The organism is Enterobacter sp. BNK-8 (genome assembly GCF_048685095.1).
GTDB classification, from domain to species: Bacteria; Pseudomonadota; Gammaproteobacteria; order Enterobacterales; family Enterobacteriaceae; genus Enterobacter; species Enterobacter quasiroggenkampii.
Window position 1 is genome coordinate 3063864 of sequence record NZ_JBLQTN010000001.1, and the last position, 13176, is coordinate 3077039.

Genomic DNA, 13176 nt, shown 5'->3' on the forward strand with positions numbered 1-13176 from the left:
TTACCGTTTCAGCACCTTTTGCACTATTGCCATAAGGCTTAATGTGCAAAGTAACGTCATACCGTTTTGTACAAGGAAATCATCATGCTCCACCCGCGAGCCAGAACCATGCTGTTGCTGGCCATTCCGGCGCTCATCATTGGCGTGGTTTCAAGTCTGGTGCTCATCGTCGTGATGAAAGTCGCGTCGGTGCTGCAAACACTATTATGGAACGCGCTTCCTGCAGGACTGGGCGTCACCGCTGACTCTCCTGCCTGGATCGTTGGGATGCTGACGTTAACCGGTATCGCGGTGGGCCTGGTGATCCGTTTCAGTCCCGGCCATGCTGGACCAGACCCGGCGCAGGAACCGCTGATTGGTGCCCCGGTTTCCCCTTCGGCACTGCCGGGGCTGATTATCGCGTTGATTCTCGGTCTGGCCGGCGGCGTCAGCCTGGGGCCAGAGCATCCGATTATGGCCGTGAATATTGGCCTGGCAGTTTTTCTCGGTTCACGCATTTTGCCCCGCGTCGGCGCGCTGGACTGGACCATTCTCGCCTCAGCAGGCACCATCGGGGCGCTTTTCGGCACGCCCGTGGCGGCAGCACTGATCTTTTCGCAGACGCTCAGTAGCAATAACGATGTCCCGCTCTGGGATAAACTGTTTGCTCCGCTGATGGCCGCCGCCGCCGGGGCGTTGACCACCAGCCTGTTTTTCCATCCCCATTTTTCACTCTCCTTGCCCCACTACGGCCAGATGCAAATCGCCGATATCTTCAGCGGCGCCATCGTCGTCGCCATCGCCATTGCGCTGGGCATGGTGGCAGTATGGTGTCTTCCACGTCTGCACCGGCTGATGCATCGACTCAAACACCCGGTGTTAATTCTGGGAGCTGGCGGTTTGATCCTCGGTATTTTAGGCGCAATCGGCGGGCCGGTGACGCTGTTTAAAGGGCTGGACGAGATGCAGCAGCTGGCTTTCAGCCAGATATTTAGCGTCTCCGACTATCTGCTGTTTGCCGTGATCAAGCTGGCAGCGCTGGTGGTGGCGGCCGCCTGCGGTTTCCGTGGTGGACGCATCTTCCCGGCGGTCTTTGTCGGCGTCGCGCTGGGGCTGATGCTGCACGAGCATGTCGATGCGGTCCCGGCGGCGATTACCGTCTCTTGTTCTATTCTGGGGTTGGTTCTGGTGGTCACGCGAGACGCGTGGCTAAGCCTGTTTATGGCGGCGGTCGTCGTACCGGATTCGACGCTTTTCCCTCTGCTTTGTATCGTGATGTTGCCCGCCTGGCTCCTGCTGGCGGGCAAACCGATGATGATGGCCTGGCGAAACGACAAATAATCAGGCGCTATTGCGCGCTTCCAGCGCTTTGGTGATCGCCCCCAGCAGCGGTGGGATATCGGCTTTCGGCAGCATCACCTCAATCAGCGAGAGCCGCTCGTGATACGCCACTTTTTCAAGGACGTCCGCCAGCTGCTCCGCTTCACTGACCCGCCAGCACTGGGCCTGAGGATCAAGGCTCAGTGCCTGCGGGATTTGCGTCCAGTTCCATAGCGCAATGTCGTTATACCGCTGCTCAGGCCCATGGATCGCTCTTTCCACCGTATACCCTTCGTTGTTAAGGACCAGAATGATGGGGTGTTGTTTATCCCGCAGCATCGAGCCGAGCTCCTGGATGGTGAGCTGCGCCGCGCCATCCCCCGTCAGAACAATCACGCGCCGGTTCGGGCAGGCCGTTTGTGCGCCAAATGCCGCCGCCAGCGTATAGCCAATCGATCCCCACAGCGGCTGGACGATAAAATTCACATCAGCCGGCAGACGAAGGTCGATCGCGCCGAAGGCCGAGGTGCCCTGATCCGCAAGAATAATGTCTCCCGGACGAATAAACGTCTGCAGCGTTTGCCAGAAATTCGCCTGCGTCAGCGAGCCATCCGGCTGCGGGTAGGCCATCGCGCTTTGAGAGGACGGCACGGGCGTCTCGTGCACGTGCTGTTTGCACAGCTCCACCAGCGTTTCGATTGCCTGAAGCATGGGGATGCCGGTAAACCAGATATCACCAACGCGTGAGGCATGAGGCTGAACTTCTATCGTCTGCGCCGGGGTGAGCTGATGCGTGAAGCCGGCGGTCAGGGTATCGGTAAATCGCGTGCCGATGCACAGTACGGTATCCGCCCCTTCAATCGCCTCTTTTACCGCGCCAGCGCTCGCCGAACCGCTGTAGGTGCCGTAAAAACCAGCGTGACGCTCGTCGAATATCCCTTTGCCCATCAGCATGGTGGCGTGTGCCATCGGCACGTCTTTGACCCATTTCTGTAGTGCATGCTTCAGGCCATGGCGCAGGACAAGGAAATCAGCCAGCAGCGCAGTACGCTTGCTCCTGGCAAGCCTGTTTTCTGCAGCATCCCGGAATGCTTTCAGGCAGGCGCTATCGGCATGCGTATGCCGGAGCGTGAGAGCGTTTACAGGAGGGGTGGCGGCTTTTTTTGCCACGTCGGCAGGCAGCATCAGATAGCCGGGGCGACGCTCCCGGAGCATGGTCGTTAACACCCGGTCGATTTCATAACAGGCGTTTTGTTCGGTCAGGATCGCCTGCGCAGCGGTGATCGGCTCGCTCATATGATAAAAGTGACGAAACTCACCGTCGCCCAGCGTATGGTGCAGCAGCTCACCTCTTTGCTGGGATGCCATCCCCGGCGCACCCACAATATGCAAGACCGGAACGTGCTCGGCGTAGCTGCCCGCAATGCCGTTCATGGCGCTTAACTCTCCTACGCCAAATGTCGTCAGTAGCGCGGCGAAGCCCTTACATCGTGCATATCCGTCAGCGGCGTAAGAGGCGTTTAATTCGTTGGCACAGCCCACCCAACAGATGTCCGGGCTGTCTATTACATGGTCGAGAAACTGCAGGTTATAGTCGCCCGGCACGCCAAACAGATGATCGGCTCCACAATCTGTAAGACGGTCCAGCAGGTAATCGGCGACGCAGTATGGGGTACGCATAAACAGGTATCCTTCTAATGTTTTGACCTCACCTTGAGTATTAAATAAGCGTGATGGCTGTCCAGAATTGGCGATAAGAAGGACATGGAAAGAATGCTTTACAAAAAAGGCTGCGCTATGCTGCTTTTTTTCACGTAAATGTAAACGCATACACTGATTTTTCACTTCAGCGCCAGAGGTTACGAAAATGGGTTATCAGCCGGACAAAAATCGTTACGGGACAATGGAGTATCGCCGCTGCGGACGAAGCGGGCTCAGGTTGCCTGCCATCTCGCTTGGGCTGTGGCATAACTTTGGTGACGCCACCCTTATCGAAAACAGCCGTCAACTTTTACAGCGTGCGTTCGATCTGGGCATTACGCATTTCGACCTTGCCAACAACTATGGCCCGCCCCCCGGATCCGCGGAACGTAATTTCGGCCGTATTTTGCAGGAGGATTTCCTGCCCTGGCGCGACGAGCTGATCGTCTCGACTAAAGCTGGTTATACCATGTGGGAGGGGCCTTACGGCGACTGGGGATCGCGCAAATATCTGCTGGCAAGCCTCGATCAAAGCCTGAAGCGCATGGGGCTGGAGTATGTGGATATCTTCTATCATCACCGGCCAGATCCGGAAACGCCGCTGCAGGAAACCATGAAAGCGCTTGACCATATGGTGCGTCAGGGGAAGGCTCTGTATGTCGGATTATCCAACTACCCGGCTGTTCTGGCTCGCCAGGCGATTGATATCCTTAATGACCTCGGGACACCCTGCCTGATCCACCAGCCGAAATACTCCCTCTTTGAACGTGCGCCGGAAGCGGGACTGCTGGACGTGTTGCAGGAAAAAGGGGTCGGCTGTATTCCCTTCTCGCCGCTGGCTGGCGGACAACTGACCAATCGCTATCTGAACGGCATTCCTGCAGACTCACGCGCGGCAAGCGGCAGTCAGTTCCTTAAACCCGATCAGCTCACCGAAGAGAAGCTGGAAAAAGTCAGGAAGCTGAATGCCCTGGCAGAAAGTCGCGGCCAGAAGCTGTCCCAGATGGCGCTGGCCTGGGTATTACGCCATGAGGCAGTGACGTCGGTGCTGATTGGGGCAAGTAAAGCGGCTCAGATTGATGACGCCGTAGGGATGCTGGCAAACCGCCATTTCTCAGAGGAAGAATTGGCCCGCATAGACGCGATCCTCAGCAGCTCAAAATAACACCGCTTTTAGCAAAAAGTGCTCTCACCCAGGAATTCGGAGTTGAGGCGATGATACGAAGGTTTACCAACTCGTAAAATTGCGTTAACAGGCCCAACAAAGGCCCCGATCGTGAAGGAGAAAGAGTATGTTCAGGTCACTGATTCTTGCAGCGGTATTACTGGCTTCGGCGCCGCTGATCGCCACTGCGGGCGAAATCACCCTGTTGCCATCAGTAAAATTACAAATTGGCGATCGTGACGACTACGGCAGGTACTGGGACGGCGGCTACTGGCGCGACCGTGATTACTGGCATCGTCACTATGAGTGGCGCGGCGACCGCTGGTGGAAACATGATAACGGCAGACACCGCGGCTGGTATAAAGACAGCGCCTATGAGCGCGGTTACCGTGAAGGCTGGCGGGATCGTGACGACCGTCGCGGCGGCTGGGGTCGCGGCAAAGGCCACGGACATGGCCACCACGGTCATGACGACTAACAGCAAAAAGGAGCCTCATGGCTCCTTTTTCTTTTACAGCCCCAACGCTGTGCCAATCAGCAACCACAGGTTTAGCGCCACGACCACCACCACGATGGCCCACCCGGTCCGTTTCACCAGCGTCGAGTTGACCAGCTCGCCCATCAGGGTTTTATCGCTGGTAAAGATCAGCAGCGGCACCAGCGCCAGCGCAATACCAAAACTCAGCAGCACCTGGCTCATGACCAGAATTCGCGTGGGGTCGAGCCCCATCAAAATCACCACAAATGACGGCAGCATGGTGACGGAGCGGCGCACCCACAGCGGAATATGGAACCGGACAAACCCCTGCATCACCACCTGGCCTGCCAGCGTACCCACCACTGTAGAAGAGAGACCAGCAGCCACCAGGCTAAGGCCAAATATCGTGGCGGCAGCATGGCTCAGCAGCGGCTCCAGCGTGAGATACGCCTGGTCGAGATCGGCAATACCGGTATGACCGTTAAAGTGGAAAGCGGCGGCTGCCGTTGCCATCATCGCCAGATTGACAAACCCCGCGATGGTCATGGCGATCGCGACGTCCCACTTGGTGGCGGAGTAACGCTCTTTACGCGTCCCACCGTGGAGATGCTGCGTCAGCGAGGAGTGCAGATAAATCACGTGCGGCATGATGGTCGCTCCCAGCACGCCGGCGGCCAGGAACACCGCTTCCGAGGTTGGCAGGCTTGGGATCGCCATCCCTTTAGCGAGCTGCGCCAGATTCGGCTGTGAGAAAATCAGTTCGACAATATAGGCCGCCGCCACAAACAGCAGCAGACCGCCAATGACCTTCTCCAGCGGCTTTTGACCCCGACGCTGTAGCATCAGGATCAGGAACGTGGCAATCCCGGTCAGTACCGCCCCCTGCAACAGCGACACGCCCAGAATCAGCTTAAAGCCGATTGCTGCGCCGATAAATTCAGCGAGGTCAGTAGCCATGGCGATGATTTCAGCCTGAACCCAGTAGAGCCAGACGGCGGGACGCGGATAATGGTCGCGGATTTGCTCCGCCAGGTTTTTACCCGTCGCAATCCCCAGCTTTGCGGAGAGCATCTGAATCAGCATCGCCATGAGGTTAGCCCAGACGACCACCCACAGCAGCTTATAGCCGAAGCTGGCCCCGGCCTGAATATTGGTCGCAAAGTTACCTGGATCGATATAGCCAATGGCAGCGATGAACGCAGGTCCCATTAATGCGAACCGCAACTTGCGCGCTGCTCTGCCACTGCTACCCTCTACGCGACTGTTTGTCATTTCTGCCTCTGAAATATAGCCTTTGCTATGTTTAATGCTATCAAAATGAGAATGATTATCAAGATCATTTATGAAGTTTGCAGTGATTTCTCTGATAGCTTTGAACGATAGACGGGCGGGTAAGCTGGGCGATCTAACAGAAACTCAAATCGCGGGCTCTTTTGTGAAGACTAGCACACAAACTTAACTTTTCACTCATTTACCTAACATAACAAAAATGTATTGTGGATCACTATTTTTGAGACTCGTCACAGGATGTAACTATAGTGTGTCCTCGATCTCGTTTTCTTTTCTCTTGTTACATAGAATGTGCACGAAAATTAAACCTGCCTCATATTTGGAGCAAATATGGACCGCGTCCTTCATTTTGTCCTGGCACTTGTTGTCGTTACTGCACTCGCATTGCTGGTCAGCACAGACCGCAAAAAAATTCGTATTCGTTATGTTGTCCAACTGCTGGTCATTGAAGTTTTACTTGCGTGGTTCTTCCTGAACTCCAACGTAGGCCTCGGCTTCGTGAAAGGCTTCTCCGAAATGTTCGAAAAACTGCTCGGATTCGCCAACGAAGGGACCAACTTTGTCTTCGGTAAAATGAACGACGAAGGCCTGGCGTTCTTCTTCCTGAAGGTTCTCTGCCCTATCGTCTTCATCTCCGCGCTGATCGGTATTCTGCAGCACATCCGCGTTCTGCCGTTCGTGATCCGTGGAATTGGTTTCCTGTTATCCAAAGTGAACGGCATGGGTAAGCTGGAATCTTTCAACGCCGTCAGTTCCCTGATCCTCGGTCAGTCTGAGAACTTCATCGCGTATAAAGATATTCTCGGCAAGATGTCCCGCAACCGCATGTACACCATGGCGGCAACCGCAATGTCTACCGTTTCCATGTCTATCGTGGGCGCGTATATGACCATGCTGGAACCAAAATACGTGGTGGCTGCGCTGGTTCTGAACATGTTCAGCACCTTTATCGTTCTGTCGCTGATCAACCCGTACCGCGTTGACGCCAGTGAAGAGAATATCCAGATGTCAAACCTGCACGAAGGCCAGAGCTTCTTCGAAATGCTGGGTGAGTACATTCTGGCGGGTTTCAAAGTCGCGATTATCGTTGCCGCCATGCTGATCGGTTTCATTGCGCTGATTTCTGGCCTGAACGCCCTGTTCGCCGCGGTGCTGGGTATCTCCTTCCAGGGCATTCTGGGCTACATCTTCTACCCGGTTGCATGGGTGATGGGTGTTCCGGCTCACGAAGCGCTGCAGGTGGGCAGTATCATGGCAACCAAGCTGGTTTCTAACGAATTCGTTGCGATGATGGATCTGCAGAAAATTGCCAGCACGCTTTCTCCGCGCGCGGAAGGTATTCTCTCCGTGTTCCTGGTCTCTTTCGCGAACTTCTCGTCCATCGGGATTATCGCGGGTGCGATTAAAGGCCTGAACGAAGAGCAGGGTAACGTGGTTTCTCGCTTTGGCCTGAAGCTGGTTTATGGCTCTACGCTGGTGAGCGTCCTGTCCGCGTCCATTGCGGCACTGGTTCTGTAACGTTTACCGTTAAACAAAAACCGGGAGCCTGACTCCCGGTTTTTTATGCCCGCAATTCTTCCAGCGGTTTGGGTTTACCTATCAGGTACCCCTGCAGGTAATCCACACCGAAGCGGAGCAGCATCTCCCGCTGTGCCGGTGTTTCCACATATTCCGCGACGACGCAGAGCGATTTCGTCTTTGCCAGATTACACATCGACTGCACGATCATTGCATCCATGTCGTCTGTACAAATGTCTTTCACAAAGCAGCCGTCGATTTTAATGATGTCCGCCTGCAGGCGTCTGAGACGCTCATAGTTAGCGTAGCCAGTACCAAAATCATCGATGGCGATCCGGAAACCGTAATCCCGCAGTTGCTGAATATTGTTGATACTCGAGCCTGAATTGGAGAATGCCTGCTCTTCGGTAATCTCAATCACGACGGCCTGCGGTGCCACGCCGTACCGTTCAAACAGCGCGCAAATCTCGGTCGCCACCTCTTTTTGCATCAGCGTCAGCGGCATCAGGTTGACGGAAAAACGGGCGCCAGCATGCGTTGCAGGGTTATCGCGCAGCCACACCAGTAATTTTTCCATGACGCACATATCAAACCGGTGGCTGAGGTTGAACTGCGCAATCAGCGGAATAAAGCGGTCAGGGGTAATAATCTCCCCCTCGCTCTCCATTCGCGTCAGGATTTCATAGTACCCACTTCCGTCCGCCTTCTGGATCGGCTGCGCATACAAATGGAACTGCCCCGCCTCCAGGGCATGCTTAATTCGCGCCAGCATCAGGACACGCTCTGTCGTCTGTCCTGAGGCCGCCTCAAGGCTATTCGTGAGCGCGAGTACGTTTTGCTCTCCGCAGGCCTGTTCTGCCAGCCAGCTCAGTTGCCCCAGCGTGTGATGTAGCTTTTCGCCATTTTCGACCATTCCCCAGGACGCGCCAAACTCAATATCCAGCCCGGTGTTGTTCCAGAAAATCTTATTGCTGTTGAGCCGATCGACCATATGCTGGAGACGTTCAGCAATTTCCGGCCCGAGCAAGACCAGCACCAGCTCGCTTCCGGGCAGCTGGAAGAGCAGCTCATCTTTTTGCAGGAGCGGCTGAAGCGACGTGGCGATCGTTCGTTTGCAGTGGACCCGCATGATAATGCCGTAGTGGCGGCTCAAAAACTCCAGATTGTCCATGCGCAGAATGCACACTTTGGCATCCGGATGGATCTCAAGGTAATCCTCCAGCGCACGAATATTGGGCAAACCGGTAAGAGGATCGGTCAGCGCCCTGTCCTGCCAGCCCCGCTTCAGCCACTCGCTGCGCTGGTAAATTCGCGACATATAAAGCAAGCAGATGGCGAAAGAGATCAGCACGGAGAGGATAAAGGAGAGCGAATGGCCAGATTCCACCCCGTTAAGGAAGTTGTAGTTGTAGGTCAACAGCAGGAGCGCTGAGATGGCCCACAGCAGAGAAATCAACGCATAGGTCAGGCGGCTTATCGCTAAGGTAAAAAGAATAAAAATCAGCGGCATCAAATAGCCCGCGATGACCGGTGATTCAAAAGGACCACATAAAATGACGAGAATGAAGCCTAAAAGCATCAGCCAGACAAAAATATATAATGGATTCTTGTGATAAAACACGGGCTTCACGCTTCGCCGCCAGAAGGCGATGGCATAACGAGGATTAATTATCATTCTTAATGGGTAATAGAACATCATGGTAAAAATCAGCCCCGCGCATATCAGGCTTTGAATATCCACAACGCTATAAATTACCGTTCCTTCGCCAAAATAAGTTGAAATAGTCACCGGAAAATCAAACAAATAGCCTGCCATATACATCGACAGCTTAATACCTAACGGCACCATAAAACCGAGCCAGAATATACGTAGCCCGATGTGCTTGTTAGGAATGCTGTGCCGCCAGCGCTTGCCCAGCATAAGGCGCAGCAGGCCGCACGCCGCGAACAGCGCAAAGGTCTGACAGAAAAGCAAAACTGAATATTGTAGCGGTGCTAAATCAACATAAAATAAATTAGTGACAGTAAAACCTAACACAATGGGAAGAATTGCCCGGCGCCCAAATATCAAAATTACCGCCAGCATCACGCTGAGTGGCAACCATGCTAAATAAACGTCATGACCATTAACAATTGCACGCGGAGAGAGATAACGGGAGACAGGTACCGCAATCAGGCAAAGTGCCAGGGCAATCATAAATATCTTTACATTATTATACGTTTTTCTATTCATTAAGTTGGGGAATATATTATCCGTTCGAATTATTGACCGGATGGATAATAGGTTTATTAATTGCACGAATCAAGTTCAAGTCTATTTATAGACTGGTTTATTGATGTCGATTGAGGAGAGGTACAGGAATACCTTCTTTTTGATAACAAAATGCAGTAATGGACGTTACAAACAGATAAAAAAAACCCTCGTCATATGACGAGGGTTTACAATTTTGGTGGAGCTAAGCGGGATCGAACCGCTGACCTCTTGCATGCCATGCAAGCGCTCTCCCAGCTGAGCTATAGCCCCACATGTCACTTTACTGACCGCACTCTGTTGGGTTCAGAGTTTGGTGGAGCTAAGCGGGATCGAACCGCTGACCTCTTGCATGCCATGCAAGCGCTCTCCCAGCTGAGCTATAGCCCCATCGTAAAGCTGTCATGTTGACGGGCGGCATAATATGAATTCCGCTGCGGAGTGTCAACGGCAAAATCAATGACCGCTGTTCGATCGCCGAAAAATCATGCAAATGAATCACTTTGCGAGCGTGCTCGTAATCAGGAGTTAAGCCTGTCACGTTTTCACGTAAAACGGTGCTATAAAATGAGCCGTTAATTAACCCCACAGATATTCAGGAAATTGTATGATCAAGGAACGAATGACGCCAGAAGAGTTAGCCCTGCTCACTGGCTATAGCCGCCAGACCATCAATAAATGGGTACGCAAAGAGGGTTGGATTACGTCACCAAAACCAGGCGTCCAGGGTGGAAAAGCGCGCCTGGTACATGTGAACGAAAAAGTCCGTGACTTTATCCGCAGCGCACGTCGGGCAAGCGAAACGTCCGAACTGCCAGAAGGCACCAGCCATGATCGTTCACTTCATACCCTCCTCCTGACGCTGGCTAATGAAATGACGCCGGAAGAGCAGAAGCAGATGACATCGCTGTTATTACGGGAAGGGATCACCGGATTGTTGCAACGTTTAGGGATACGCGATCGGGACTGATATGAAAAGATTACGGAGCAAAATGACCACGGAAGAGCTGGCGGAAAGTTTGGGCGTCGCCAGACAAACGGTCAATCGCTGGATACGTCAGCAGGGGTGGAAAACCGAAGGGCTCAACGGCGTGAAAGGCGGTCGCGCGCGGCTCATTCATGTCGATGCACGCGTGAAGGAACATATAATGAGTCTCCCGGCGATCCGCAACCGTCAGGCGGTTTACCATCTCGCGGAGGCCACGTCTGCCTATAATGGCCCCTCTTCAAACCTGTCTCCGGGCATTATAGAGACGCTGGAGAGTATGACGCCGTCAGAACAGAAGCGTCTGGACGCCTTTTTGAAACGCGAAGGCATTCACGGTTTTCTTACACGTCTGGGTATCGAGGAAAAAGAGGCATAAAAAAAACGGCAGGTTACCCTGCCGTTTTTTTCTTAGAGGTGATTACTGCTGATTTTCACGTTCAGCGATATAGTCCAGCGCCTTGTTAATGCGCGCCACGCTGCGTGATTTGCCGATGGCATGAACCGTTACGTCCAGCGCCGGAGACTGACCTGCACCGGTCACCGCAACGCGCAGTGGCATACCGACTTTACCCATACCGACTTCCAGCTCGTCCGCCGTCGCCTGAATGGCGTGATGCACATTCTCAGCGGTCCACTCGGTGAGGGCAGCCAGCTTGTCACGCACCACTTCCAGCGGCTGACGCGCAACCGGGCGGAGGTGTTTCTTCGCGGCGTCCGCATCGAACGCATCAAACTCTTCATAGAAGTAGCGGCAGCTTTCAGCAATCTCTTTCAGCGTTTTGCAGCGCTCGCCGAGCAGTTTCACCAGATCCGCCAGCTCAGGGCCCGTGCGGGTATCAATATTTGCCTGCTCAATGTGCCACTGCAGATACGTCGCCACATATTCTGGCGGCATGGTATTGATGTAGTGATGGTTCAGCCACAGCAGCTTGTCAGTGTTAAACGCGCTGGCGGATTTGCTGACTGAGCTCAAAGAGAAGAGTTCGATCATCTCTTCGCGGCTGAAGATCTCCTGGTCACCGTGGGCCCAGCCCAGACGCACCAGATAGTTCAGCAGCGCTTCTGGCAGATAGCCGTCGTCGCGATACTGCATGACGCTCACCGCACCGTGGCGTTTAGACAGTTTTTTGCCGTCATCACCGTTGATCATGGAGACGTGCGCATAGACAGGCACCGGCGCATTCAGCGCCTTCAGAATGTTGATCTGACGTGGCGTGTTGTTGATGTGGTCTTCACCGCGCACAACGTGGGTAATTTCCATATCCCAGTCGTCAACCACCACGCAGAAGTTGTAGGTTGGGGAACCATCGGTACGACGGATGATCAGATCGTCCAGCTCCTGGTTGCTGAATTCGATCGGGCCACGAATCTGGTCGTCAAAGATCACAGACCCCTCTTGCGGGTTAGCAAAACGCACGACGCACGGCTCATCAGCAGCATGCTCGCTGTGGTCATGGCGGCAGCGGCCGTCATAACGCGGCTTTTCACCGTTCGCCATCTGCTCTTCGCGCAGCGCATCCAGACGCTCTTTGGAGCAGTAGCATTTATACGCCGTGCCCGCGACCAGCATCTCATCAATGACGGCGTTATAGCGGTCAAAGCGTTTGGTCTGGAAATAGGGACCTTCGTCCCATTCCAGGTTCAGCCAGTTCATCCCATCCATAATGGCTTCAATTGCTTCTGGCGTGGAGCGCTCAAGATCGGTGTCTTCAATACGCAGCACGAACTCACCTTTGTTGTGGCGTGCGAAAAGCCAGGAATAGAGAGCGGTACGTGCACCACCGACGTGCAGATAGCCTGTCGGGCTCGGCGCGAAGCGAGTTTTGATTTTCATGAAATGGCCTTACGTTATAAAGATGCCGGCAATCGGCAAATCCTGGGGAAAAAACGATGGGCAATATTCTATCACTGTGCGGCGATTCCTCAATGTTGTTCCCTGAATCGGGCCAGAGTTTGCGATTTTTGTTTAGAAATCATGCGCCACTGCCCGTTTCGCGATCGTTTTGCTTAATTTTACGACGAACGAATAAAAACTTTAGAAAATGCGTTGACTCATTTTCAACTCTCCCTATAATGCGACTCCACACAGCGGGGGTGATTAGCTCAGTTGGTAGAGCATCTCCTTTACACGGAGGGGGTCGGCGGTTCGAGCCCGTCATCACCCACCATCTACTTCGGTAGGCTCGCAGTGTAGATAAGAATTGAGATTGGGCGATTAGCTCAGTTGGTAGAGCATCTCCTTTACACGGAGGGGGTCGGCGGTTCGAGCCCGTCATCGCCCACCATTCTCACCTTATCGCAGCAGTTCCGAAATGGGCGATTAGCTCAGTTGGTAGAGCATCTCCTTTACACGGAGGGGGTCGGCGGTTCGAGCCCGTCATCGCCCACCATTTCGGGTCGTTAGCTCAGTTGGTAGAGCAGTTGACTTTTAATCAATTGGTCGCAGGTTCGAATCCTGCACGACCCACCAATGTAAAAAAGCGCCC

At 53.9% G+C, this 13176-nt stretch carries 10 protein-coding genes and 6 tRNA genes; 10 read left to right on the top strand and 6 right to left on the bottom strand.

From position 1 onward, the window contains the following. Positions 1–84: 84 nt before the first annotated feature. A complete protein-coding gene (locus ACMGGU_RS14775) occupies positions 85–1320 on the top strand; it encodes an ion channel protein (RefSeq protein ID WP_045909392.1) in 1236 nt (411 codons plus the stop codon). Here ACMGGU_RS14775 and ipdC read toward each other — a convergent pair whose 3' ends face one another. Next, on the bottom strand, positions 1321–2979 hold the full coding sequence (gene ipdC, locus ACMGGU_RS14780; protein WP_420300686.1) for an indolepyruvate decarboxylase: 1659 nt from the start codon (positions 2977–2979) through the stop codon (positions 1321–1323). A gap of 187 nt (positions 2980–3166) precedes the next feature. Here ipdC and mgrA point away from each other — a divergent pair, with 187 nt between their 5' ends. Then, entirely contained in the window at positions 3167–4165 is a 999-nt protein-coding gene (gene mgrA, locus ACMGGU_RS14785; RefSeq protein ID WP_262805750.1) for an L-glyceraldehyde 3-phosphate reductase, read from the top strand. Positions 4166–4292: 127 nt separating this feature from the next. Further along, on the top strand, positions 4293–4643 hold the full coding sequence (locus ACMGGU_RS14790) for a DUF2502 domain-containing protein (RefSeq protein ID WP_048224360.1): 351 nt from the start codon (positions 4293–4295) through the stop codon (positions 4641–4643). Between the two features lie 33 nt (positions 4644–4676). On the opposite strand, the gene ACMGGU_RS14795 is transcribed toward ACMGGU_RS14790, so the two are convergent. Next, positions 4677–5915, bottom strand: a complete 1239-nt coding sequence (locus ACMGGU_RS14795) for an Nramp family divalent metal transporter (RefSeq protein ID WP_048029632.1) — start codon at positions 5913–5915, stop codon at positions 4677–4679. Between the two features lie 348 nt (positions 5916–6263). On the opposite strand from ACMGGU_RS14795, the gene ACMGGU_RS14800 reads away from it, so the two are divergent. Beyond that, positions 6264–7451, top strand: a complete 1188-nt coding sequence (locus ACMGGU_RS14800; RefSeq protein ID WP_045909397.1) for a NupC/NupG family nucleoside CNT transporter — start codon at positions 6264–6266, stop codon at positions 7449–7451. A gap of 43 nt (positions 7452–7494) precedes the next feature. Here ACMGGU_RS14800 and ACMGGU_RS14805 read toward each other — a convergent pair whose 3' ends face one another. The 3 genes from ACMGGU_RS14805 to ACMGGU_RS14815 form a co-directional block, all read right to left on the bottom strand. Further along, complete coding sequence (locus ACMGGU_RS14805) at positions 7495–9684, bottom strand: EAL domain-containing protein (RefSeq protein ID WP_420300687.1); 2190 nt, start codon at positions 9682–9684, stop codon at positions 7495–7497. Positions 9685–9899: 215 nt separating this feature from the next. After that, a tRNA-Ala gene (locus tag ACMGGU_RS14810) sits at positions 9900–9975 on the bottom strand. 41 nt (positions 9976–10016) lie between these two features. Next, positions 10017–10092, bottom strand: a tRNA-Ala gene (locus ACMGGU_RS14815). A 217-nt stretch (positions 10093–10309) separates the two neighbouring features. On the opposite strand from ACMGGU_RS14815, the gene ACMGGU_RS14820 reads away from it, so the two are divergent. Further along, the gene (locus ACMGGU_RS14820) at positions 10310–10672 is read left to right on the top strand and encodes a YfeC-like transcriptional regulator (protein WP_045909399.1); all 363 of its coding nucleotides are present in this window, start codon (positions 10310–10312) and stop codon (positions 10670–10672) included. A gap of 1 nt (position 10673) precedes the next feature. Next, positions 10674–11066, top strand: a complete 393-nt coding sequence (locus ACMGGU_RS14825; protein ID WP_069719726.1) for a YfeC-like transcriptional regulator — start codon at positions 10674–10676, stop codon at positions 11064–11066. A 42-nt stretch (positions 11067–11108) separates the two neighbouring features. On the opposite strand, the gene gltX is transcribed toward ACMGGU_RS14825, so the two are convergent. Further along, positions 11109–12524 carry a glutamate--tRNA ligase gene (gltX, locus tag ACMGGU_RS14830; RefSeq protein WP_063622216.1) on the bottom strand — a complete coding sequence of 472 codons (1416 nt, stop codon included), beginning with the start codon at positions 12522–12524 and terminating at the stop codon, positions 11109–11111. Between the two features lie 258 nt (positions 12525–12782). Here gltX and ACMGGU_RS14835 point away from each other — a divergent pair. The 4 genes from ACMGGU_RS14835 to ACMGGU_RS14850 all read left to right on the top strand — a co-directional run bounded on the left by ACMGGU_RS14835 (position 12783) and on the right by ACMGGU_RS14850 (position 13160). Further along, positions 12783–12858, top strand: a tRNA-Val gene (locus tag ACMGGU_RS14835). A 41-nt stretch (positions 12859–12899) separates the two neighbouring features. Further along, positions 12900–12975 (top strand) — tRNA-Val (locus tag ACMGGU_RS14840). A 29-nt stretch (positions 12976–13004) separates the two neighbouring features. Continuing rightward, positions 13005–13080: transfer RNA gene (locus ACMGGU_RS14845), tRNA-Val, on the top strand. A 4-nt stretch (positions 13081–13084) separates the two neighbouring features. Next, positions 13085–13160, top strand: a tRNA-Lys gene (locus ACMGGU_RS14850). Positions 13161–13176 lie beyond the last annotated feature (16 nt).

What these genes read in the sequence shown, in the direction of transcription:
- gltX (WP_063622216.1), bottom strand. Translation starts at nt 12,524, where the DNA reads ATGAAAATCAAAACTCGCTTCGCGCCGAGCCCGACAGGCTATCTGCAC.
- ACMGGU_RS14820 (WP_045909399.1), top strand. Translation starts at nt 10,310, where the DNA reads ATGATCAAGGAACGAATGACGCCAGAAGAGTTAGCCCTGCTCACTGGC.
- ACMGGU_RS14805 (WP_420300687.1), bottom strand. Translation starts at nt 9,684, where the DNA reads ATGAATAGAAAAACGTATAATAATGTAAAGATATTTATGATTGCCCTG.
- ACMGGU_RS14790 (WP_048224360.1), top strand. Translation starts at nt 4,293, where the DNA reads ATGTTCAGGTCACTGATTCTTGCAGCGGTATTACTGGCTTCGGCGCCG.
- ACMGGU_RS14800 (WP_045909397.1), top strand. Translation starts at nt 6,264, where the DNA reads ATGGACCGCGTCCTTCATTTTGTCCTGGCACTTGTTGTCGTTACTGCA.
- ACMGGU_RS14795 (WP_048029632.1), bottom strand. Translation starts at nt 5,915, where the DNA reads ATGACAAACAGTCGCGTAGAGGGTAGCAGTGGCAGAGCAGCGCGCAAG.
- mgrA (WP_262805750.1), top strand. Translation starts at nt 3,167, where the DNA reads ATGGGTTATCAGCCGGACAAAAATCGTTACGGGACAATGGAGTATCGC.
- ACMGGU_RS14775 (WP_045909392.1), top strand. Translation starts at nt 85, where the DNA reads ATGCTCCACCCGCGAGCCAGAACCATGCTGTTGCTGGCCATTCCGGCG.
- ACMGGU_RS14825 (WP_069719726.1), top strand. Translation starts at nt 10,674, where the DNA reads ATGAAAAGATTACGGAGCAAAATGACCACGGAAGAGCTGGCGGAAAGT.
- ipdC (WP_420300686.1), bottom strand. Translation starts at nt 2,979, where the DNA reads ATGCGTACCCCATACTGCGTCGCCGATTACCTGCTGGACCGTCTTACA.